This window comes from Nocardia sp. CNY236, assembly GCF_000482385.1.
GTDB lineage: Bacteria > Actinomycetota > Actinomycetes > Mycobacteriales > Mycobacteriaceae > Nocardia.
Genome location: NZ_AXVD01000010.1, coordinates 24,527 through 48,521 on the forward strand (window position 1 = coordinate 24,527; position 23,995 = coordinate 48,521).

General features: G+C 69.5%; 14 protein-coding genes. All 14 read right to left on the bottom strand.

Going from position 1 to position 23,995, the window contains the following annotated elements:
• Positions 1-5 precede the first annotated feature (5 nt).
• The 14 genes from K940_RS0107435 to K940_RS0107500 are packed head-to-tail and all read right to left on the bottom strand — an operon-like array spanning position 6 to position 23,979.
• A complete protein-coding gene (locus tag K940_RS0107435; protein WP_028477013.1) occupies positions 6-992 on the bottom strand; it encodes an NAD(P)-dependent oxidoreductase in 987 nt (328 codons plus the stop codon).
• Complete coding sequence (locus K940_RS0107440) at positions 983-1,615, bottom strand: dTDP-4-dehydrorhamnose 3,5-epimerase family protein (RefSeq protein WP_028477014.1); 633 nt, start codon at positions 1,613-1,615, stop codon at positions 983-985. The genes K940_RS0107435 and K940_RS0107440 overlap by 10 nt, the downstream gene beginning before the upstream one ends.
• A complete protein-coding gene (locus tag K940_RS0107445) occupies positions 1,612-2,724 on the bottom strand; it encodes a DegT/DnrJ/EryC1/StrS aminotransferase family protein (protein WP_028477015.1) in 1,113 nt (370 codons plus the stop codon). The genes K940_RS0107440 and K940_RS0107445 overlap by 4 nt, the downstream gene beginning before the upstream one ends.
• Positions 2,721-4,040 carry an NDP-hexose 2,3-dehydratase family protein gene (locus K940_RS0107450; RefSeq protein WP_028477016.1) on the bottom strand — a complete coding sequence of 440 codons (1,320 nt, stop codon included), beginning with the start codon at positions 4,038-4,040 and terminating at the stop codon, positions 2,721-2,723. The genes K940_RS0107445 and K940_RS0107450 overlap by 4 nt, the downstream gene beginning before the upstream one ends.
• Positions 4,041-4,060: 20 nt before the next feature.
• A complete protein-coding gene (locus tag K940_RS0107455) occupies positions 4,061-5,431 on the bottom strand; it encodes a wax ester/triacylglycerol synthase family O-acyltransferase (protein WP_028477017.1) in 1,371 nt (456 codons plus the stop codon).
• Positions 5,428-5,856, bottom strand: coding sequence for a hypothetical protein (locus tag K940_RS27330; protein WP_051406963.1), 429 nt, complete (start codon positions 5,854-5,856; stop codon positions 5,428-5,430). Before K940_RS27330 ends, K940_RS0107455 begins: the two co-directional genes overlap by 4 nt.
• Positions 5,857-5,865: 9 nt before the next feature.
• The gene (locus K940_RS0107465; protein WP_028477018.1) at positions 5,866-6,675 is read right to left on the bottom strand and encodes an SDR family oxidoreductase; all 810 of its coding nucleotides are present in this window, start codon (positions 6,673-6,675) and stop codon (positions 5,866-5,868) included.
• 41 nt (positions 6,676-6,716) lie between these two features.
• On the bottom strand, positions 6,717-7,478 hold the full coding sequence (locus K940_RS0107470) for an SDR family oxidoreductase (protein WP_028477019.1): 762 nt from the start codon (positions 7,476-7,478) through the stop codon (positions 6,717-6,719).
• A complete protein-coding gene (locus K940_RS27335; protein WP_051406964.1) occupies positions 7,468-9,114 on the bottom strand; it encodes a (2,3-dihydroxybenzoyl)adenylate synthase in 1,647 nt (548 codons plus the stop codon). Before K940_RS27335 ends, K940_RS0107470 begins: the two co-directional genes overlap by 11 nt.
• A complete protein-coding gene (locus K940_RS27340; RefSeq protein ID WP_051406965.1) occupies positions 9,111-10,349 on the bottom strand; it encodes an isochorismate synthase in 1,239 nt (412 codons plus the stop codon). Before K940_RS27340 ends, K940_RS27335 begins: the two co-directional genes overlap by 4 nt.
• Positions 10,350-10,368: 19 nt before the next feature.
• On the bottom strand, positions 10,369-11,121 hold the full coding sequence (locus K940_RS0107485; protein ID WP_036527853.1) for a thioesterase II family protein: 753 nt from the start codon (positions 11,119-11,121) through the stop codon (positions 10,369-10,371).
• Positions 11,118-12,227, bottom strand: a complete 1,110-nt coding sequence (locus K940_RS27345) for a saccharopine dehydrogenase NADP-binding domain-containing protein (protein ID WP_051406966.1) — start codon at positions 12,225-12,227, stop codon at positions 11,118-11,120. Before K940_RS27345 ends, K940_RS0107485 begins: the two co-directional genes overlap by 4 nt.
• A complete protein-coding gene (locus K940_RS27350; protein WP_051406967.1) occupies positions 12,224-16,369 on the bottom strand; it encodes a non-ribosomal peptide synthetase in 4,146 nt (1,381 codons plus the stop codon). The genes K940_RS27345 and K940_RS27350 overlap by 4 nt, the downstream gene beginning before the upstream one ends.
• Positions 16,366-23,979 carry a non-ribosomal peptide synthetase gene (locus tag K940_RS0107500; protein ID WP_051406968.1) on the bottom strand — a complete coding sequence of 2,538 codons (7,614 nt, stop codon included), beginning with the start codon at positions 23,977-23,979 and terminating at the stop codon, positions 16,366-16,368. Before K940_RS0107500 ends, K940_RS27350 begins: the two co-directional genes overlap by 4 nt.
• Between the last annotated feature and the right edge of the window lie 16 nt (positions 23,980-23,995).

Consider the following 23,995-nt stretch of genomic DNA (forward strand, 5'->3'; position numbering starts at 1 on the left):
GATGCTCACCGGCTTGCGGCGAAGTGGGCGACCGTGCGGCGCAAGGCCTCGTCAAGGTCGACGGCGGGCGACCAGCCGGTGACCGCGCGAAACTCCGCAGAATCCACGATGACGCTGCGGAAATCGCCCGGCTCGGCGTAGCCGGGCGCCGGGACCGTCATCACCGGCACGGTGACGCCGGTTCTCGCGGCCGCCAGCTCGGCGATTCGGGTGAAGACCGCGCCCAGCGGCTCGCCGGTACCGGATCCGAGCACCCACGCACGGCCGCAGAGCTCATCGACGTGGTCGCATGCGGCGACCAGCGCCCGGGCGACGTCGTCGACGAACACCAGGTCCCGGCGCACCGATCCGTCGTGCCACATGGTCAGCGGCTCGCCCGCGAGCGCCCGTCGTGCCATCGTCGCGACCACGCCGCGCACCCTCTCCGGTGCGTGCGGGGCATAGCCGAAGACCGTCGGCAAGCGCAACGAGGTCGCCGTGAGCACGCCGTCGTCGGTGGCCGCGAGCAGCACCTGCTCGGCGGCGAGCTTCTGGCGGTCGTAGGCGCAGGCCGGGCGATCGGGCTCGGAACCGTCGAGGATGTCACGCCCGATCGGACCGACCTGGGTGACGCTGCCGGTGAAGACCACCCGCAGCAGCCGATGTGCGCCCGGCCGCTCGGCCGCGGCGACGACGAGTTCGCGCGCGAGTCCGACATTGACCCGCTCGGCCGCGGTGTCGTCGTCCTCGACGCGCCACGAGGAGGCGCCACCGATATGAGCGACGGCGTGCACGACCACATCCGCATCGGCAATCGCCACCCGCACGGAGTTCGCGTCGGTGAGATCCATCGGGCTGACCTCGACCTCGGCGATGGCGCCTGCGGGCACCGGCACCGGCGTACGCGACACCGCGCGGATCCGCAGCGGACGCGCGCTCAGTTCCCGCAGCACCGCCGAACCGACAAAGCCGGACGCGCCGAGGATCACCACCCGCTCCGATGTCACGCCCATAGCGCCGACTCCGCGGTGCGGCACGCCTGATAGCCGGGCAACAAGGCGAGCTCCGCGGCCTCGGCCAGAGTCGGCGCGGACCGGTCCCGGTCGGATTGCAGAAGTGGCAGGTCACGGGGCAGAGGAAGGCCGAGCGCGGGATCGGTCGGCGACACGGCCAGTTCCTGTTCCGGCACGTACTCCTGGGACATCAGGTAGACGATCACCGCGTCATCGGTCTCGGCGAGGAACGCGTGCCCGATGCCGATCGGCAGATAGACCGCGCGTCCCAGCTCAGCGCCGAGTTCCACGGCGTCCCAGTGCCCGAAAGTCGGAGAGCCGACCCTCAGATCGACGAAAAAGTCGGTGACCCGCCCGTGCGGGCAGCAGACATACTTCGCCCGGCCCGGCGGCGTCGCGGTGTAGTGGATGCCGCGCAGCACACCCCGCGCGGAGACATTGAAGCTGACATCGCGCACCGGGAACATCGGCCGCCCGGCCGCCGCAAGGAACCGCGACGCGCGCAGGGGCGTGCTGAACAGGCCACGGCTGTCGTGATGAACGTGGCTATCGAACACGACGGCGCCCTCGATCCCACAGGCCCGGAAGGTTGGCTCCCCGACGCCGTTGCGACCGCCGCTCACAGCGCCGCGATCACGGACCGTAGCGCCTCGACAACGCGGGCCTGCTCGGCCTCCGGCAGGCAGGGATACATCGGCAGCGAGAAGATCTCGTTGGCCAACCGCTCGGTGACCGTCAGCGAACCGGGGCGCCAACCGAGATGGGCGAAGCCGCTCATCGTGTGTACCGGCCACGGATAGCTGATGTTGAGCGCGATGTCGTGGGCCCGCATCGCCTCGACGATGGCGTCGCGGGCCGGATGCCGGACGACGTAGACGTAATAGACGTGGGTGTTGCCCTGGTTGGTCGCAGGCAGGCTCAGCCCGTCGATGTCGCCGAGGCCCTGCTCGTATCGGCGCGCCACCCGATTGCGGCCCGCGATGTAGGCGTCGAGCCTGCGCAGCTTCCGGCGCAGGATCTCGGCCTGCAGTTCGTCGAGCCGGGAATTGTGGGCAGGCGTCTGGACCACGTAGTAGACCTCCTCCATGCCGTAGTAGCGCAAGCGCCGCAGGTTCTGGTGGACCGCCTTGTCACGAGTGATCACGGCGCCGCCGTCGCCGTAGGCACCGAGAACCTTGGTCGGATAGAAAGAGAAGGCCGCCGCGTCCGACATCGTGCCCGCGATCTGCCCGCCCTGGCGCGCACCGTGCGCCTGCGCGCAGTCCTCGAGGATCATCAGGTCGTGGTCGACGGCCAACTGCCGCACCGGCGCCATGTCGACGCACTGACCGTAGAGGTGGACCGGCACGATCGCCGTGGTCCGTGGTGTCACGGCGGCGGCGAGCTGGTCGGTGTCCATGAGGAAGTCCTCCTCGCGCACATCGATGAAGACCGGGGTGGCGCCTGCCTCGACGATCGCGACCACCGTCGGTGCCGCGGTGTTGGCGACGGTGATCACCTCGTCGCCGGGGCCGACGCCGAGCGCCTCGAGGCCGAGCTTGATCGCGTTGGTGCCGTTGTCGACTCCGGTCGCGAACGGCAGACCGTGGTAGGCCGCGAACTCGTTCTCGAACCCGAGCACGCTGTTCCCCAGGATCAGCCGCCCCGAGTCGAACACTGTATTCACGGCGTCGAGGATGTCGGTGCGTTCTTCGGCATATTCGCCGAGGTAGTCCCATACGCGCGTGGTCATCGTGTTGCCTCCTGCGGGATCAGGTCGGTCATGCAGCTGAGCAGGCAGCGCGCGCCGACGTTCACGTGGTTCCCGTACCGGACGAAGCCGGTGAGCTGCTCGATGGTCATCCAGCAGTAGTCCTGCGGTAGGGCGACGGGAAAGTCGTCGCCGACGGCGACGACGAGGTAACGGTTCTCCGCGTGGTAGAAGCGGCCGCCCTCCTCGGAATGGACGACGTCGACCAAGATCTGGTCGACGGGAGCTTCGAGTACGCGGTCGAGATAACGCGGCCGCGGCGGGCCGACCGCGGCGGCGTAGTTGTCCGGGATGCAGGCCACCGTGGGACCCATCTCCACGATGTCGGTGGTGCCTGCCTCAGTGCGGGCGTGCACCAGCACATGCACCACCCCGTCGAAATCCTTGGCCAAGAACGCGATCACGCCGCGCCCGACCGGGCGCAACATGGGTTGCGACCATTGCCGCACCTCACGGTTGCTCGCCCGGACATCGACCCCGATCACCGAGAAGTGCCTGCCGTCTGGGCGCCGGATCACCCCGTCGACGCGCTCCCACTCGGGCAGGCCACCCAGCGGCACGATCCTGCGATCGAGCTGATTGCGCGACTTGACCTCGGTGAACCAACTCAGCACCGCGCCGAGCGGATGCAGTGCGTCGCCGTCGGGCCTGCCCGGAGCCCCGGTCAAGAAGGGCACCCCGGACAGCACCGTCCTGGCGTCCATATTCACCAGATTGGGCACCCGGGTCAGGTCGGCGATCTGGTCCACACTCAGCCAGCAGAAATCGGCCAGCACCGGCACCTCGTCGTCGACCTCGACGATCATGTTGCGATTGCGCTTGCCGAGGAACCACGAACCCTGTTCCGACTGCAGCGAATCGAACACCGGCCTGCCGCGGTGCGGCTGCAGGAAGTACTCCAGGTAGGGCACCGAGGCGCCGCGGTGGACCCGGGTGAAGTTGCTTCGCGTGGCCTGCACGGTCGGCGAGAGCTGCAGCAGGTTGACGTTGCCCGGCTCCATCTTGGCCTGCATGAGCAGGTACACCGTGCCGTTCATCCGCTTGGCGATGATGCCGAGGATCCCGATCTCCGGCTGCCGGATGATGGGTTGCGACCACGCCGCAGGCGTGCGTGAAGCGGTACTGGCGTGTACCCCGACGACGGAGAAGAACCGCCCGCTCTGGTGGTACACATCGCCGGTGCGTGGATCCGCGTACCAGCCGTCCATCTTGTCGAGCGAGATGAGTTCGACTAGGTAGTCGTTGGCGTGCGCACGGGCCGCGAACCATTCGTGGAACTGGGTCAGAACATCGAACACGGCGCTACCCCTCGCCCGCGCTACTCGGTGCTCACCGTGAGCGCGGATTCCAGCGCATCCAGGGCCGCGCTGGTGTACTCCGCGATCCGCTCGATCCCGGGCACGGTGTCCGGACAGCAGTGGAACCCGATCCCGAACGCACCCGAGATGGTCAGCGCGGCGACGATCAGGCCGCTGCCGTGGTAGAGCGGTCCGATGGGGAACATCGCGTCCAGGTGGGTCCCGGCGAAGTACAGATCGGTATCGGGGCCCGGGATACAGGACACGATGGCGCTGAACGGCGGCGAGGTCCGCCCGGCCAGTCCGGTCAGCTGGTTGAGCGCGAACGTACCGCCGATCAGCGGCGAGTACATCACCGCGACCTCCGGGGTGCGGCTGCGGATATCGTCCTTGGCGATGGTGCTCGATCTGGCCACCGCGCGCAGGCGCTCGACCGGATGGGCGATGTCGGTAAACATCGTGATCAGGATCGTGCTGTAGGCGTTGAGGGTGGCGTCGTCGCCGGGTGCCCGGACGTTGAACGGCACGCTCGCCACCAACGGCTGCGGCGGCAGGTCGCCGCGTTGGCGCAGGTATTCGCGGAGCCCTCCGGCCACACTGCTCACCAGCACGTCGTTGACGGTGACACCGGCCCGCTTGGCGATGCGCCGGATCCGGTCGACCGGGTAGCTCACCGTGGTGGCTCGTCGACGACTGGTCAGCCTGCCGTTGAGCAGCGTCTTCGGTACCCGGTAGGGCGCGGCCACCTCGCGCGGTGCGTGTTTCGCGTTGTACTTCATCTGGTTCCGGGCCTCCAGCACATCGCGCAGCGGGGCGGAGCGCGGCGGCTGCGGCCGCTCCGAGGTAGGACCCACTGTCCAGATCGGGCGCAGTGTCTCGGGCACCGGGTCTTGCGACATCGACTGGACGAAGCGCTGATTCCAGCCGACGCCGTCCATCACTGCGTGATGGAACTTCACGTAGGTGGCGAAGCGCCCGCCCGTCATACCGTCGATCAGGTGGTACTCCCACAGCGGGCGGCGGAAATCCAATCGCGGTGAATGCAGTTCGGCGATCAGGTCGTCCAGCTCGGCCTGTCCGCCGGGGGCGGGCAGGCGGTGGTATCGCAGGTGATGGTCGAGGTCGACGGCGGCGTCGGGGAGCATGCTCATCGACGCGGTGATCTTGCGCAGGGCCGGCCGATCGAGCACGTAGTTGAAGGGCGGCGCGAAGGTGCGGATTTTCCGCAGCCGTCCACACAGCCGGGTGACGTAATCGGCGTCGGCGTCCGCCGGTGGGGTGAACACCGCGAGCATGGCGACATGCTGACCCGCGGTGGCCGAGTCGACGAAGAAGAAGAACTTCTCACTCGTCGCGATCGTCGGCTTGTCGTTGACGTTCGTGTGATTCATTGCGGCGACCTACCTTTCGCGTGGGTGGCGAGCACCATGTCAACGCTGCGTTCGAAATGGGGTGTACGGAGGGCGACGGTCAGCCGGTTGGCGGCGCACAACGCCCGGTACCCGCCCGCCAGACTCGTCACCAGGCCGACGCCTGTGCCGCGCAACGTGGCGGCGACGGCCGCGGCCCGGCGGCCGGACGAACTCACCAGAATCCAGGCGCCGGTGTGCAGGCGCGCCCAGGAGATGCAGGTGGCGCCTGCCGGATCCAGCCTGCGCCCGACGATCTCGGAATCGATCGCGAGCGCCCCGAGCAGCGGACCGTCGGCGGTGCGCTGCCACTGTGCGCGAATATCGACGACTACACCGCCGAGCGCGATCGCCCGCGGCAACTCGTCGACACTCACGCACTCGTCGAGCAGTTGGTGGTCGAGCATGTCGAGCCGTCAGCCGCCCACGACGGCGGTGCCCTTGAACGGGTTGAAGTCGCGCCCGAACCGGTACATCACATTCGCCGACATCGGCCGGGTCAGGTAGGCGAAGACCTTGTTCGCCACGCCGGGAATGCACACCGGGGTCCCCGCCGACACCGCCTTCCAGCCCGCGGCGGCCACAGCGTCGGCGGTTTGCCACAAGAACGTCGGCATCTTGTCCGCGATCTCCCTGACGCCCATCACGTCGTGGAATTCGGTTCTGGTCTGTCCGGGGCACAGCGCGGTGACCTGGATGCCCTGCGGCGCGAGTTCCATGTTCAGCGACTGCGACATGTGCAGGACATACGTCTTGATCCCGGTGTAGAGCAGGCTTTCCCCAGGTGGCCCGAACGCCGAGATCGACGACACGTTGACGATGCGGCCCCAGCCCCGCTCGCGCATGTGCGGCAGGACACGGTGCGTCAGCTCGGTGACCGAAGTCATCATCAGCTGGATTTCCCCTGCGAGGGACTCCCACGTCGCGTCGGCGAAGGTGTGGTTGGGGCACTGGCCTGCGTTGTTGATCAGCACGTCCACGCCGAGCCCGAATTCCTGCAGCGTCGACATGATCTTCTCGGCGGCACCGGTCTCGGCCAGATCGACGGTGATCGGCACGCTGTGCACCCCGTGCTGGTTCCTCAACTCGGTGGCCAGCTCGGCCAGCCGGTCGGCGCGCCGGGCGACCAGGACCGGGGTGTAGCCCTCGGCGGCGAGCAAACGCGCGAACGCGGCTCCGATCCCGGACGATGCGCCGGTGATGAGCGCGGTCTTCGATGTCGACATCCTGTGCCTCTCTGATGGATTCGTTCGTCTCGGGCACGGTCTCACCGCGACGCCGAGATCCCGCCGTCGACGGGGATGACAGTGCCTGTGACATAGGTGGATGCGCGGGAGCCGAGGAAGCCGACGATGCCGGCGATGTCGTCGATGCCGCCGTGTCTGCGCATGGCCGAGCGGGACCCGATCTCGACCGCCAGATCGCGCTCGAGCATCTCGGAGACGAAAGGCCCGAGCGCCATGGCGTTGACGGTGATCCGCGGTGCCAACCTGGTCGCCAGGTGCCGGGTCAGGTGATGCATGGCGGCTTTGCTCGCCCCGTAGGAATAGGTCTCCGCGGCAGGGACATTCAGGCCGTCGATGGATCCGACATTGATGATGCGCGCCGGGTCCGTCGCCGTGGCGGCCGCGTTCAGCAGCGGCCGCAGGAACTTCGTCAGGTAGAACACCGCTTCGAGGTTGACCGCGATGGTGTCGCGCCAGCCGTCTTCGCCGAATTCGTCGATCGGCGCCGCGTGCAACACACCCGCGTTGTTGACCAGCAGGTGCAGCTGCGCCGAGTGCTTGCCGAACTCCATTGCCAGCGTGCGGCATCCGGCTTCGGTCGAGACGTCGGCCGCCAGCGCCCTGCAGTCGCCGAGCAACGCCAGCTCGGCGGCCGCCTTCTCCGCGGCGACGCCGGCGCGGGCGGTGAGGTAGACCTGCGCGCCCGCTTCGACCAACGCCTGCGCGATCAGCGCGCCGACCCCGCGTGCTCCGCCGGTCACCAGGGCCACTTTCCCCCGCACCGAGAACAGGTCATCGGTCATGGCAATCATTGCTTCCCTCGTTCACGGCGCGCAGACGCAGCACCTTCTTGTCGACCTTGCCGACCGCTGTCAGTGGGAACTCCTCGATGAATTCGACGTGATCGGGAATCTTGTAGGTGGCCACACCGCGCGCCCGCAGAAACTTGACGAGTTCGGCCTTCGTCAGCGAATCGCGTGGAATCACGAAGGCGCACAACCGCTCGCCGAGGAGCTCGTCGGGCAGCCCGATCACCGTGACGCTGTGGATCAGCGGATGGTCGCCGAGGATCTCCTCGATCTCCTCGCACGCGACCTTCTCGCCGCCGCGGTTGACGATGTCCTTGGCCCGGTCGACGACGATGAGGTGGCCGGAGGCAAGTCGGCGGACGACATCACCGGTGCGATAGAAGCCGTCGGGGGTGAAGGCGCGCCGATTGTGCTCGTCGGCACGGTAGTACCCGCGTATGGTGTACGGACCGCGGGTGAGCAGGTGCCCCGGAGTGCCGTCGGGCACCGGCCAATCCTCGTCGTCGACCACCCGGATCTCGTCGGCAGGCGACATCGGTGTGCCCTGGGTACCGACGATCAGCTCGTTGGCATCGTCGAGGCCCGTGTAGCAGATCAGCCCCTCCGCCATACCGAACACCTGCTGCAAGGCGCAGCCGAGCAGGGGACCGACGCGCCGCGCGACCGCGGGCTTCAGACGCGCCCCGCCGACCTGGAGCACCCGCAGACTCGTCAGGTCGAAGGTGGTATCGGACGCGGCATCCAGCCAGCGCAGCGCCACCGGGGGCACGACGGCAGTGACCGTCACCCCGTGCCGCTCGATCAACGGAAACACGCTGTCCACACTGGGGCTCGGCGACAGCACCACGGTGGCGCCGACGGTGAGCGCACCGAGCACCCCCGGCGCGCACAAGGTGAAGTTGTGGGCCACCGGCAGGGCGGCGAGGTAGACATCGTCCGGGCCGAGCGGGCAGGCGCCAAGACCCGCCCGCGCGTTGTAGGCGTAGTCGTCGTGGGTGCGCGGGATGAGTTTCGGCACAGCGGTCGACCCGCCCGACAACTGCAGCAGTGCGATGTCGCTGGCGGCGGGGCCTGCCTGAGACACCGCAGCGCGTGGCAGCTCGGCCAGCGCCACATGCGCGCCGGGAACGCCGTGCACGATCGTCGTCCGCACGCTTGGGCACGCGGCGGCGACCCGCTCGGACATGGCGCGATAGTCGAATACGCCGTGCTGATCGGCGACCACGTGCGCGACGGCCTCGCTCTGCGCGGCCAGCTGCGTGATCTCGTGTTCGCGATGCGCTGGCTGGGCCAGGACGGGGACGGCGCCGATCCGGAAGAGCGCGAAGCACAGCACGACGAACTCGCCGACGTTGGGCAACTGGACGACGACTCGGTCACCACGCTCGATGCCGTGCGCGGACAGACCGGCTGCCAAGCGGTCCGCGTCCTGGTCCAGCTGCCGGTAGGTCCACTCACGCATCGTGTCGACGAGCGCGGTCCGGTCGGCGTGGCGCCGCGCGGAGTCGGCGAGCACCGCGCCGAGAGTGTGGCCCGCCCAATAGCCCGCGCTGCGGTAGCGGGCCGCGTCCGCGTCGGGCCAGGCGGTGAAGTCGAGGCCGGTGTGCGCCACGGCCAGATCGCTGCTCATCGGCGCACCCCCGGCGCGCTCGGGTCGAGAGTGACCGCGTCGTCGAGTCCGATCGCGGTCAGGAAGGTCCGGAACTTGGCGGTGGTCTCGGCCAGTTCGCTCGCCGAATCCGACCCGGCCACCAGACCCGCGCCCGCGTACAGCCGCAGTCTGGTGGCCGCGACTTCGGCGCAGCGCAGCGCCAGCACCCATTCGCCGTCACCCGATTCGTTCATCCAGCCGGTCAGCCCGCTGTAGTACTGGCGGTCGAACGATTCCGATTCGGCGATCAGCTTGCGCGCGAAATCGGACGGCCAGCCGCACACGGCCGGGGTGGGATGCAGGGCGGCGGCGAGTTCGAGTACGTTCGGCAAAGGGTCGGCCAGTATGCCGCGGACCTGCGTCGACAGGTGCCACATGGTGGTGGTGCCGATCACCGACGGCTGCTGAGGAACCTCGATGGCCGCGCAGTACGGCCGTAACGCGTCGGCGACCGCGTCGACAACGATCCGGTGTTCGCGCTGATCCTTCGTCGATCGTCGCAGCTCGACGGCCCGCCGGTGGTCCTCGACCGGGTCGCTGCTGCGCGGCGCCGACCCGGCGAGCGGATTGGACACCACGCTGCGTCCGCCCCGGCGGACCACCAGTTCCGGGCTCGCGCCCACCAGCATCCGACGGTCAGCGTTGCGCACTGTCCCCACAGGGACGGCGAAGACGGTCGCATCCGGTTCGCCGCGCAGCAGGCCGCGCACCAGATCACGCGCCGACGCCGGCTCGGCGGTAATGACATCCACGGCTCTGGCTAGTACGACTTTGTACTGGTCAGACCCTGCCATGCGCGCGACAGCACGTTCGACGCCGGTACGGTACCGGTGCGGCCACGGCACCAGATCCACGCGCACCGCACGCGGAATGTCCGGCGCCGCACCGGCGGCGGACCGCACGAGGGCGGGTCCGCGACGGATGTCGCGGGCGACGACGAGTCGGGCGGGTGCCTCCGAGGCGAACGGCACGGCGCCGACCAGCAACGGTCCGCCGCAGGCCCGGTCCATAGCGCTGAGATTCTCGGCGCATCTGGCGAGCAAGGCGCTGCCGTAGCGGCCGGCCTCGGCCAGGGGGGCTGTGTCGCTGACCGCGATCGGGTCCCGGGCGACGAGCGTGGCGGTGGGGCTGGCAAAGAAGAGTTCGGCGTCGTCGGCGACGGCGGTCGGGTCGAAGACGTCCGGCCCGGATGCCTCGGTGAGGTCTGCGGTCATTGCGCTTCCTTTCGGTTCGTCACGGCGTCGACGGCCAGGACAACTCGGCGGTCGGCAGCAGCGTGGCGAGCCAGCCGATGAACTCGTGCGGCCGCTCGACCAGCGCGAAGTGGTTGCCGGGCATGGCGTGCAGGTCGAATCCGGCCACAGTGCAGTCCTGCCACGACCGTGCCTCGTCCTCGCTGATCTCCGGGTCGTCGAGGCTGATCACCGCGGTGATCGGGATGGGCAGCGGGGTGAGGGGACCGGGCAGGTACCGCTCGATCAGGCGGTAGTCGGCGCGGATCATCGGCAGCATCAGCTCCCGGATCTCGGCGTGCTCGAACAACGCGGCCGACACTCCACCCAGACTGTGCAACTCGGCCAGCAGACCGGCCCCCGAGCGCAGGTGAACATCGTTGGGCCGCAATCGATGCGGCGGCGGGTGTCCGGAGACGATCAGCCGCTGCGGCGTCCGGGCGCACCGGCGTGCCACCTCGAAGGCCACGGCCGCGCCCATGCTGTGCCCGAGCAGGACGGTCGGGACGCCCTGCGGCATCGCCGCGGCGAACTCCTCGGCCAGCGCTTGCAGCGTCTCCGGGTGCGCGTCGACCAGCCGGTCCTCGCGGCCGGGATAGATCGCGATGGCCAATTCCGTACCGTCGGGCAGATGTTCGATCCAGGAGCGGTAGAAGCTGGCCGAGCCGCCCGCGTGCGGGAAGCACACCAGCCGCAGCTGGGGCATCGGGTCCGGGCGATAGACCCGGAACCTGGACTGATCGGTGGTTCTCATAGTGATCCTTCGTCGGGCGCGATCAGCGCGTCGAGGGCGACGTCGTGCTCGGACAGGTGGACGATGGCCGGGGCGGCGGCGAGGTCGTCGACGACGCGGCCGGGGTCGAGCACCTCGGCCGCGAAGTGGACGCCCGGTGCCACCGCCCCGGCCAGCACCGCTTCGATCGCGGGCAGCGCGGCCGCGGCGACCAGCACGGTTGCCCCTTCCGCGCGCACGACCAGCGAGCGGGTGATCGCCCGGTCGTCGCGTCTGCCGTCCAGCTGGAACAGCAGGGTGGCGTGCCTGGTGCGGCCGAGCAGATCGAATTCGGCTGCCCGCCGGACTTTTTCGGTCAATGCCGCGACCTCGTCGGGTCTGCTGCCCGCGACCTGTTGGAGCACGACAGGCAGTCGTTCGCCCTCCAGCACCGAGTACCAGGTGCCGGTGGACAGCCCCAAGTCCGCGGCTGTCCGACGAGCCTCGGGCGACAGGTACGGCTGCCCGGTGACCGGTTCGGGGAAATGCGGCAGCCGCAGGTCGACGACGCGGCGGGCCGCGTCCTCGCTCGGTCCGTCGCGCCAGGCCGCCATCGGAATGTCGTCACCGTCACCGATGCCGACCACATAGTCGTAGGCGGAGGAGTAACCGAAGGTGTCGCGGGCGCCGTGGTACACCGTGAGCGACTGCACCGAGGTGCAGTCGCGGGCGAGATACCGGGGCAGCAGAGCGCTCAGCCCGGGAATCATGCCCGCGGAAAGGATTGCGGGCCAGTCGTTTCCCGGTGCCAGCCGGGCGTGGACCGGATGATCGCCACCGATGTCGATATACGGCACCCCCGCGTCGCGCGCCGCGACCGCGACCCGGTCCAGGATCCGCCGCGTCGGCCCCGCGCAGTTGACCACCAGATCGCACCGGTCGCAGAACTGTGCCAGCGCGTCCGCGTCGTACAGGTCGAGTTCGGTGAATTCCCCCGCACCGTTGAGACGCTCGGCGATGAGCACCTGCCCGGCCCGCGCGTCGCGACCGGCGATGGACAGTGCACCGAGCCCACGCTGGGCGACCCGCTCCGCGATCAGCGCGCCGACCGCGCCGTAGCCGCCGAGCAGCCCTATCCGCGCGCTCATACCCTCGTCCCGTTCAGCAGCGCCGCGAGGACCTTCATCGTCGCGCCGTCGGACGGCTGGACGACGAGATCGCCCAGTAAACCGGACAATTCGTCGACCAGCCCGGCCAGCTGGGGTTCCGGCGCTGAGCCGATGACGACGACCTCGCCCGCATAGGGTTCGACGCGGTGCTCGCGCAGCGCCTCGACGGTGGCACAGAAGATGTCGTAGCGGCGGGCCGTGGTGATGTCGGTGGCGATCCGCACCGACGCACCGATCGCCGCGAGCCGCTCGGCCGAGGTGCTCGTCCACCGATGGCCTGCCACCTGTGCGAGCGTCGACGGATAGCCCACCGACTCGGGGTCCACCCCGATCTCCTTCGCGAACAGGTACTCGAGTTCCGCGTCGTCGCGCACCGTGTCGGTGATCCGGTACGGGTCGACGAGCACGACGCGCTCGACAGCCGTTCCCGCCGTGGTGAGTTCGAGCGCCAGTTCCAGCGCAAGCAGCGCGGTCGAGCCGTAGCCCGCCACCTGCACCCGCTCGGTGCCCTCGGCCCGGATCAAGCGCGCGTACGCCGCGGCGCGGCGCTCGATCAGCTGGTCGGCGCCGGTACGCAGGTAGGTGTCGGCGTCGCCTGCGGTGAGGCCGACCGCCTTGCGGTTTGGGTCGAGCAGGGTGGGCAGCTCGGCGAAGTTGTAGAACTTGCCGGTGCCGTCGTGCACGAGCACGACCACCGGCTCCTCGACCCCCTTGCCGAGCACCACCAGCGGCGAGACAATCTTGCGGCTCGCCTGTTCGGCGACCACGGTCTCGGCAGTACTCGCCAGGTAGCGGGCCATGGCCGCGACCGTCGGCTCCGGCAGCAGTTCGCGCACCAGGGTGTCGAAGTACATTCCCGCCGCCTCGGGCACCCGATCCCGCATCGTGGCCACCAGCTGGGTGGATAGCAGCGAGTTGCCGCCGAGGGCGAAGAAGTCGTCGGTCCGGCCGACCCGCTCGACCCCGAGAACCTCCGTCCACAGTTGCGCGAGCGTGGCTTCCAGCCCGGCCTTCGGCTGATCGTCGCCGACCGGTTCGACGGTGGCCTGCCCACGCAGCCGGGTGGCGAGCGCGGCCCGGTCGACCTTGCCGTTGGCCGTGACCGGGATCGCCTCCAGCGAGTGGATCTCCGACGGGCACATGTACCCGGGCAACAGGTCTCGCAGATAGCCCGCCAGGCCCAGCTCGTCCACTGGCTCGGTCACCGCGACGAACGCCACCAGCCTGCGCCGCACCGTCTCGGTGCCGTCGACGAGCACGACCGCCCCGGACACCGCCGGATGCGACAGGACCGCCGCCTCCACTTCCGCGAGCTCGATGCGATGGCCTCTGATCTTGATCTGATCGTCCTCGCGACCGAGGAACTCGATCGCGCCCGAGGGCAGGTATCGGCCGTAATCACCGGTGCGGTAGAGCGTTGCGCCGGTGACCGGATGCCGGGGGAAGCGCTGTTCGGTGCGCTCGGGATCGTTGCGGTAGCCGAGGGCGACGCCGATACCGCCGATGTACAGCTCGCCGGGCACCCAGTCGGGCCGGTCGCGGAGCTCCTGGTCGTAGACGTGGAAAGTCTGGTTCCGCAGGGGGAAACCGTAGGGGATGCTGGTGGCGGCCGGGTCGACGTCCTCGATCGGATAGTGGATCGACCAGATCGCCGCCTCGGTCGCGCCGCCGAGACTGATCAGCCGCAACCCGGGGATGCGGGACCGGATCTCGTCGGGCAGCGTCACCGGGATCCAGTCGCCGGACAACAGGGCCAGCCGCAGCGAAGACAGCTCGATGCCGGGGTTCGACGACAGGTAGTGGCTCACCATCTGCAACTGTGCGGGCACCGAGTTCCACACCGTGATGCCGTAGTGCTCGACCAGCTCGACCCAGTGCCCGGGGTCACCGCGCCGCGCCGGGTCGGGCAACACCAGGGTGGCGCCGACGCCGAGAGCGCCGACGATGTCGTAGACCGACAGGTCGAAGCCAAGATTGGCCAGCCCGAGCACCCGGTCCTCGGCCGTGACGGCGAACCGCTCGCAGATGTCGGCGACGGTGTTGGCCGCCGCGCGATGACTCACCATGACGCCCTTGGGCGTTCCGGTCGACCCCGAGGTGTAGATGACGTAGGCCAGCTGGTCGGGTTCGCGCCAGGTGACCGGTTGGATGGGCGCCGCCGCCGCGACGGCATCGGCGCCGAGGTAGACGACCGAATCCGGCACCTCGCCCGCGGCCCGCGCGCCCAGCACGAAACAGGCACCGGAGTCGATCAGGATGCGGTCCCGGCGCACCTGCGGGTTCCCTCGGTCGAGGGGCAGGTACGCGCCACCGGCCACCAACGCGCCGAGCACCGCGGCGATCTGGTCGAAGCCCTTGTCCAACTCGACGGCGACGATGTCACCCGGTGCCAGCCCGGCACCGGTGAGCGCCGCGGCGAACGCGCCCGCACGTTCGGCCAGTTCGCGATAGGTGTGGCCACCGGCCGAATCGACCACGGCCACCCGGTCCGCGTGCCGCCGCGCCGCGGCGAGCACAGGTTCGTGCAGCAGCTGGTTCGGGATCGGCCCCATGGTCGCGTTCGCCTCGGCGCGGCGGCGCGCCTGCGCGCGCGGCAGCGTGACCGGCGCGGCCGACTGCCATGCGCCGTCCTCGCGGGCGAGCCTGCCGAGCAGCTCCTCGAAGGCGACGAACATGTCGTCGACCATGCCGTCGGGGAACACTTCCGTACGGACGTCCCAGTTCAGTTGCAATGCGTTGTCGCGTTCCAGCGCCTGACAGTCGATCCACACCTGCGGGGTCTGGCTGATGCCGTACCCGAGACGGCCACGCGACGGTTCGGCTGTCCCACTCTCCAGTCCGATCGACCCAGTGAAGACCACCGGCATCAGGGCTTCGTCCTGCCTGCGCCTGCGCGCGACCTCGCGGATCACCTCGATTCCCGAGAACAGCCGGTGGTCCAGATCGTCGAACAGTTGCGTGCCGAGCCGCTGCGCCCGTTCGGCGAAGGTCACCGCCGCACCGGGGCGCACCTCGAGCAGGGTGACCGAGGTGAAGTCACCGATCAGGGCGGGCACGTCCGCGTGCAGCGGCAGGCGGTTCAGCAGGGTCAGGTTCAGGGTGAAATCCGTTCGCCTCGACCACATTCCGATGACCTCGGCGTAAGCGGCGAGCACGGCACCCGACGCGGTGACCCCGGCCACGCCCGCGCGTTGCTTGAACGCCGCCCAGTCCGCGGGCGCCAGATGCAACACCCGGCGGGCGAAGGTGGGGCGCGCGTCCTCGTGCGAGGACACAGGCAGCTCGGGGGCCGGTGGCAGGTCATCGACCCGGTTCAGCCAGTAGTCCCGGTCCTGCTGATACTTCGCCGTGTCGCGGATGCCGCGTTCGGCGACGACGTAGTCACGGAACGAGATCTCGGTCTCGGACAGCGGATAATCCGGGTCGCGCTCGAGCAGTTCGATCTGGTCGAGCAGCATCGAGATGCTCGCCCAGTCGGCGAGCAGGAAGTCCACCGATACGTGCAGTACGGCCCCATCGGGTGTGCGGGTCAGGCGCAACTCGAACAGCGGCCACCGGCTGGTGTCGATCTGCTGATGCCCCAGCTCGTCCCGGACCGTGGTGAGAAAGCGCTCCACGCTCGTGGCCTCGCTCATCCGCAGATCGGTGTAGGCGATCCGGTAGGGCGGGACCTCGGGCAGCACCCGCTGGGAGCCGTCCTCGTCGATGACCGCGCGCAGCATGTCGTGCCGGGCGATCAGGCGGTTCCAGGCCCGCTCGAGCCGCACCGGGTCGAGGTCGTCGTACTCGACCTCGACATACATGTGGCACGCGATGCCGCCGTAGGCGTATCGATGCCGACGGCCCATCAGGTAAGCGGTCTGTACGTCGGTGAGCGGGAACGGCTCGTGTGCGTTCGCGGCGTCGGCCGTCACGACGGGCAAGCCGGTGCTGCGCAGCACGTCCAGGATCGCGGGCTTGTGCGCGCGCAGCACGGCCACGCGCTCACCGGTCATCACGCCCTTCGGCGCCCGGAACCGGAGAACGCCGGATTCCTCCCACAACTGGACCCCGGCCTTGCTCAACTCGGCGATCAGTTCCTGTGGGCTCCGCTGCGCGGTGGTCAGTGTCGTCTCGCTCATATCGTGCCGTCCTCCATGGAATCGTCGAGTTGGGCCGAGATCAGGTCGGCGACCGCTGCCACGGTCGGCTCCGCGAACATCTGCCGCAGCGCCAGGATCACGCCGAACCTGCGGCGCACCGCCTCGGCGAAATGTGTTGCCGTCAAACTGTCGCCGCCGATCGCGAAGAAATTCGTCCGTCTGCTGAGGTCGGCGCCCGCAGCGGGCAGCAGTGCCGTCCACAGCTCGACCACCGCGGCCTCGACGTCGGTGCGTGGCGGTTCGCCCGACTGTTCGTCGGACTGTCCCGCCGAATCGAGCAGCCGGCTCACCCGGGCACGGTCGACCTTGTCGCGCGCGCTCAGCGGCAGCAGCGGCAGCACGGTCAATTGCTCGGGCACCATGTAGCCGGGTACCGCAGCGCGCAGCCCGGCCAGTACCTGCTCGACATCGAGCACCGGCCGGTCGGCGGTGGTGCGCGCGGCGAGCAGCAGTAGCGCAGAGTCGTCGCGCTCGACGATCTCGAGCTCGGCCAGGTCGGCCGCGGTGAGTACCTCGGTCCACCGGTCCCGGTCGAGCATCGGACTCCGCCGGGTGCCGCCGAAGCCACGCTCGAGCACCGCGGCGGTCAGCAGCCCGATCGGCGCCAGCTCGCTGTGCTCGAGGCCGAGCAGCAGCCCGCGCGGTGCGAGCAGTTCGGCCGCTTCCAGCGCACCGTCGATCGGGTCGCGGTACCGGTGCAGCGCGACGACCGTGACCACGACGTCGAACTGGTTGCGCAGGTCGGCGGGCAACAATCCACCCGACATCATGCGGAACGACCGCGGGTGCGCGAACCCGTCGAGCCGCTGTTCGGCGAGCTGCAGCAACCGCGGCGAGGCGTCGAGGAGAGTCAGCTCGACATCGTCCGCGCCGAGACCGCTCAGCAGGTGCCAGGCGGCCATACCGGTCCGGCAGCCGAGTTCGGCCACTCGGACAGGCCGGCCGAGCTGGGCAACCAGCGCGCTGATCGAGCGCGCGATCCGCGCGATCGCGGCCGCGACATCCGGCTGACCGGACACCAGCGCCTCCGGCGCCAGCACCGGATCCTCGATCAGTGACAGCGGCGAGCGGTCCCCGCATAGGATCTCCGCGAGATCGGCTTCGGCGGCCACCAGGCGCTGTGCCACCGGATGCAACACCGTCCCCTCGGCGGCGGCCACGTTCGCCGTCCAGGTGGCCGGATCGATGACCTCGCCCCAGCGTGCGCCCGGCGCGAAACGTCCCGCGTCCGCGGTGATCACGTCCCGCTCGACGAGCCAGTCCAGCCACAGCCGCAGCAGGTCACCGAAGTCCTCGGCGATCCCGGCGGTGGCCGCGATCTCGTCCACCGAGGCGGGCCCGGTCAGACCGGCGGCGAGCAGAGCCGCGATCCGCGCCTCCACGATCGCCGCCTCGACCCCGAGGCCGGGCATGCGCACGTCGTTGTCCAGCTCCTCGGCGAGCACCCGCTCCACCGCGGCCATCCCGTCGACCGCGACCGGAGCTCCCCGGTGCGTGGCGGTGATCGCCGCGGCAAGCCTGCGGTGTGCGCCGGTCCCGATCGTGGTCACCACGGCATCATCGACGTGCGGATGCGCCGCCAGCGCGGATTCGATCTCGCCCAGCTCGATCCGGTGCCCACGCACCTTGACCTGGTGATCGCTGCGGCCGAGAAACTCGAGCGTGCCGTCCGGCCGGAACCGGGCGATGTCACCGCTGCGGTACCAGCGCCTGCCCTGCCACGTCACGAATTTGTCCGCGGTCTTCGCCGGGTCGCCCCGGTAGCCCGCTGCCAGGCAGACCCCGCCGACCCACAGTTCGCCAGGCACCCAGTCGGGGCAGTCGCGTCCCCGCGCGTCGACCACCCGGTGACACTGGTTGCGCAGGGCCCTGCCGTAGGGGATGGACTTCCAGTCCGGGTCCATCTCGGTGACTTCGTAGGCGTTGGACCAGATCGCGGTCTCCGTCGGACCGCCCAGCGCGACGAACCGGCCTTCGGTGCTGCGGGCGCGATAGCGCACCGGCAGGTCCATCCCGATCCAGTCGCCCGCGAGCAGCACCAGTCGGATCGAATCCGGTTCCCCGTCGGCCTCGGCGGCGGTCAGGTACATGTCGAACAGAGCGGGCACGCTGTTCCACACCGTCACCCCGTGCTGACTGACCAGTTCCACCCAGCGGCGCGCCTCGCGCCGGTCCTGCTCATCGAGCATGACCAGCGAGCCGCCGAAGGAGATCAACCCGAACAGGTCGTAGACCGACAGATCGAAATCGGCCGCCGACAGCGCCAGTGCCCGGTCCGCAGGTCCGACGCCGAAACGTTCGTTGATGTCCTCGATCGTGTTGACCGCCGCCCGGTGCCCGACCTCGACCCCCTTGGGGCGCCCGGTCGACCCGGAGGTGAAGATCACGTACGCGGACGCATCCGAGGCGAGGTCGACCGGACCTGCCAGCGCTTCGCCCCCGGGCGACCTCGGCGAGATCGTGCGCGTTCCGGCCGGCCAGTCCGGCTCGTCGGTCACTACCCAGCACACCCCGACCGAGTCGTACATCCCGGCCCGGCGCAGCACCGGCTGGTCGACACCGACAGGCACATAGATCCCGCCCGCCGCCAGCACACCGAGGATCGCCGCCACCTGGTCGACCCCCTTGGGCATGGTCACCCCGACCAGCTCGCCGCGCGCCACCCCCTCGGCGACCAGTCCCCCGGCGATCCGCAGCGCCCGCTGCGCCAGGTCCGCGTAGGACACCTGGTCACCGTCGGCGGTCACCAGGGCCACCCGGTCCGGCTCTCGCCGGGCCCAGTCGAAGAAGCCGCCGTGTAGCGGCCTGCCGCTCTCCACACGCGGCACCGGCGCCGAGGCACGAACCGGTAGGGCGACCGGAATCGCCGCGGCCCAATCCCCGGTGACGAGCCAGTCCAGCGCGGCGCGGTAGGTGGCGAACATCTGGTCGATCACGCCGTCGGCGAAGAGTCCTTCGACGAAATCCCAGCTCACCCCGACACCGTCGGCGTATTCACGCACCTGCAGGTCCAGTGACACCTGCGGGGTGTGCGAGATGTCCCACGAGGTGTCGCCGTAGGGGGTTCTGCTGCCGGTGTTCACCCCGTCCAGCACGCCGAGGGCGCTGGTGAAGACCACCGGCCTGCTCGCCTCGGCCGCACCGGCGCGGCGCGCGAGTTCACGCAGCGCCCAGGTCGCGGAGACGGCCTGATGATCGAGACCGCGCCACATCTGTTCCTGCACGCCGCGGGCCCGCACGACCAGCCCGGACCCGGGTTCGGGGTCGTAGGCCACCAGCAGCAGTGAGGTGAACTCGCCGAGGATGCTGTCGACGTCGGGATGCACGGGACTGCGCTGGAACGTGGTCAGCGTGAGGGTCATGTCCGGCCGCGCGCACCAAGCCCCGAGAACCTCGGCGTAGCAGGCGAGCAACAGCGCCGAGGGGGTGACCTCGTGTGCCCTGGCCCGCTCGGTGATCCGTGCCCAACTCACCTGGTCTACGAAGGTCTCGCGGCGGGCGAATCGCGGCTCCTCGATACGCGCGGGATCGACCGCCATCGGCAGCTCGGGCGGCGGTGGCAGCCGGTCGATCAGCGCCAGCCAGTACTCCCGGGCCGCGGCCACGGCCGCCGGGCTCGGGCAGGTATTGCGCTCGTAGTCGCGGAAGCTGATCCCGACAGGCCGCAACGCCGCCGCCGGATCCTGGTATAGCGTCTCGATTTCCGCGAGCAGGATGAAGATGCTGAGTGCGTCGACGATCAGGTTGTCGAGATTGACACCGACCCGCACGCGGCCGCCGTAGCGCACGGCCCGCACATCGAACAGCGGCCACACCGTCGGATCGAAGGTGTGGTGCGCCATCTCCTCGCGCATCGCGGCCAGGACCGCCTCCGCCTCGACCTCCTCGGGTTCGGCCACCGGGATGACGAAGCGACCGACCTCGGGCAGCACCCATTGCCGCTCGTTGCCGTCGAAGACCGTCCGCATCATGTCGTGCCGCGCGATGACGGTGTTCCAGGCCTGCTCGAGCCGCCCGAGATCGATGTTCTCGCCGTCGAATTCGGTGTAGTAGTGACAGCCGATACCGCCGAGGGTGAATTCCGGTCTGCGGCCGATGAGATAGGCGCGCTGCACGTCGGTCACCGGAAAGGGCTCGAAGCGGCCGTCCGGGTCAGGCGCGAAACCGGTCAGCAGGGTATCGGCGAAGTGCAGGGTCTCGGCGAAGTCGGCCAACGTGGGGTTGGCGAACAGGCCACGCAGCTCCGCGCCGGCGATCCCCGCCGCGCTCAGCCGCGCGACCAGCCGCGTTCCGATGAGACTGTCACCGCCGCACCGGAAGAAGTTGTCCGCTCGAGTAGCCTGCTCGACCGGCAACAGCTCGGTCCACAGCTCGGCCAGAGCCTTCTCCATCGCGCTGCGCGGCGGCTCGCCCGGCTCCTCGGCAGTCTGTCGCAGCCGGGCCAGGTCGGCGGCCACCGCGGCCCGGTCCACCTTGCCGTTGGCCGTCAGCGGCAGCGCGCCGATCACCGCGAAGCGCTCGGGAATCATGTGCGCGGGCAGGCGGTCGGCGAGCCATCCCGAGAGGGTGTCGGCACCGAGCTGCGTCGCGCCGACGAGAGTGACGGCCGCCGCGAGCCTGCGGTGCGCGCCCGCGCCGATCGTCGTCGCAATCGCCCGCTCGATCCCCGGGTGCGCTTCCAGCGCGGTCTCGATCTCGCCCAGCTCGATGCGATGCCCACGCACCTTGACCTGATGGTCGGTGCGGCCGAGGAATTCCAGGCAGCCGTCCGGCCGGAACCGGCCGAGGTCGCCGGTCCGGTACCAGCGGGCGCTGTGCGCCCACACGAACTTCTCGGCAGTCTTGGCCGCGTCTGCGAGATAGCCGTCGGCGAGCCCGACGCCACCGATCCACAGTTCACCCACGACCCAGTCCGGGCAGTCGCGCCCCGCCGCGTCGACCACGCGATAGCACTGGTTGCGCAGCGCGAATCCGTACGGGATCGACCGCCAGTCCGGCTCGATCCGGTCGACCTCGAATGCGTTCGACCAGATCGCGGCTTCGGTGGCCCCGCCGAGCGCGACGAATCGGCCGTCCGGGCGCCGCTCGCGGTAGCGCCCCGGCAGATCCAGGCCGACCCAGTCGCCCGACACCAGCACCAGCCGGATGGATTCGGGCTCCGGATCGGTTTGCGCCACTGTAAGATACATGTCGAACAGAGCGGGCACACTGTTCCAGACCGTCACGTGATGACGGCGGCACAGCCGCACCCAACGACGTGCTTCCCTGCGGTCGGCCTCCTCGATCAGCACCAGCGCACCGCCGACCCCGAGCAGTCCGAACATGTCGAACACCGAGAGGTCGAAATCCGCCGCCGACACCGCGAGCGCCCGGTCCCCGGCACCGATCCCGTAGCACTCGGTGATGTCGTGCACGGTGTTGGCCGCGGCCTGGTGCGAGATCTGCACGCCCTTGGGCTGTCCCGTCGATCCGGAGGTGAAGATCACGTACGCCGCGACGCCGACACCGATGTCCACCGGCGCGGCCAGCGGCGGCAGATGCGCCGCCGCCGACGGTGTCAGCACCTCGACCCCGGACGGCAGGCCCTCGCCCGCGTCCTCGGCGAGCACCAAGCGCACCTGGGCCGAGCCGAAGATCTGCGCGCGCCGGGCGGCCGGCTGATCGACACCCACCGGCACATAGGCGGCGCCTGCCGCGAGCACGCCCAGGATCGCGGTGATCTGGCCTGGCCCCTTTGGCATCGTCACGCCGACGAGATCTCCGGGGCGCACACCACCTGCGACCAATGCCGCGGCGATCCGCAGGGCCGACTCGGCCAGCACGCCGTAGGTCAACTCCCCGTCGGTATCCCAGAGCAGCGCGGGCCGGTCCGGCTCGACCGCGGCCCGGCGGAAGAACTCCGTGTGCAGCAACGTGCCCGGCTCTGGCCCGTCCGTTGCCCCCACCACGCCCCGTACCACCTGCTGGAACTGCGGCAGCTCGATCGGCACCGGTGTCGACCAGTCGGCGGTACCCAGCCAGTCCAGCACCGCGCAGTAGGCGTCGAACATGCTCTCCACGACGCCTTCGGGGAACAGCTCAGAGACGAAGTCCCAGTTCAGATAGAGCCCGCCGTCCATCTCCATGAGCTGGTGGTCGAGCCACACCTGCGGCGTCTGCGACACCATGAAGCCCAGTTCGCCGAAGGCGTCGCGGAATTGCGCGCCGAGTAGATCCCCACTGTTGAGGTTGCTGGCGAAAACCACGGGCGCGCCGGCATGTCCGTCACCGTGACGGGCGAGCTCGCGCAGGACGTCCAGGCCGGAGTACGCGGTATGGGAGACGTCGGACTGGAATCGGCGCTGGGTATCGCGGACCCGCTCGGCGAATCCGGCCGCGCCCAGGTCGACATCGAGCAGGATCAGGTTGGTGAAGTCGGCGATCATCCCGGACACCTCGGGGTGCAGGGTCTGGCGATCGAAGATCGGGACGTTGAGCAGCATCCGGGAGGTACCGCTCCATCGGCCGAGCACCTCGGCGAACGCGGTCGCGAGCATCATCGACACGGTGACCGCGTGCTCGCGCGCGCGGGCGGCAAGCAGCTGGTAGGCCTCCGGATCGAGCCAGCGGGCGATCCGACGGAAGTGCGGACGTGTTATCCGGTTGGGTTCGACCGCGAGCGGAAGCGGCGGGGCGGCAGGCAGTTCCGCCAGCTTCGACAGCCAGTATGCGCGGTCGCGCTCGACGCTGCCTGCGCGCCGCGTCGTCAGCTCCGCGCGGTAGCGCGAGAACGAGTAGCCCGGCGCCGGCAGTGCTCCGGCACCGTCCCGATATGCCCGTGCGAGGTCGTCGAGGAAGATGTTGAAACTCAACACATCCGCGACCAGCAGGTCGAGTTCGATGTGCAGTCTGCTCGCGCCGTCGGGCAGCAGCGAGAGCTGGACGTCGAACACCTCGCCCTGCTCGACCGCCAGCTTGCGATGGGAGAGCGTCTCACGCAGGCGGATCAGCTCGGTGGTGGCATCGTCGGTCGCGCGCAGGTCGTGGACCCGCAGGCTGTGCCCGGTGGGAGGCGGGGTGATCTGCTGGGTTCCGTCACTCTGGATCCGCACCCGCAGCATTGCGTGCCGGTCAGCCACCGCGCAGATCGCGGCCGCCAGCAGCGTGGGATCGACTCCGGTGCCGTCGATTTCGAGGTAGACGTGGCAGCCGACGCCGCCCAGCGGCTGATCGTCGCCACGACCGACCCAGTAGGCGTGCTGAATCGGGCTCAGTTCGAACGGAGCGGTCTCGTCGACGACGACGACCGCGTGCGCCACGGCATCGACCCTTCGGCTCGACACCAGCTCCCACCAGTCGTGGACCGTCGGGCGTTCGAACAGGTCCGCGAACCTCACGCCGAGGCCCTTGCGGTTCCACGACTCGACCACCCGCATCACCCGCAGCGAGTCGATGCCCGCCTCGATCAGGTTCTCCGCCGCGTCGATGTCGGCCGGCACTTCGCCGAGCAGCTGAGCGACGAGCAGCACGAGATCGTGCTCGCTGTCGGGAATCCTCGTATCGGCTGTCACATCGACGGCTACCTGCGGTACAGATCCGTGCAACACCATGCTTCTCCCACCAATG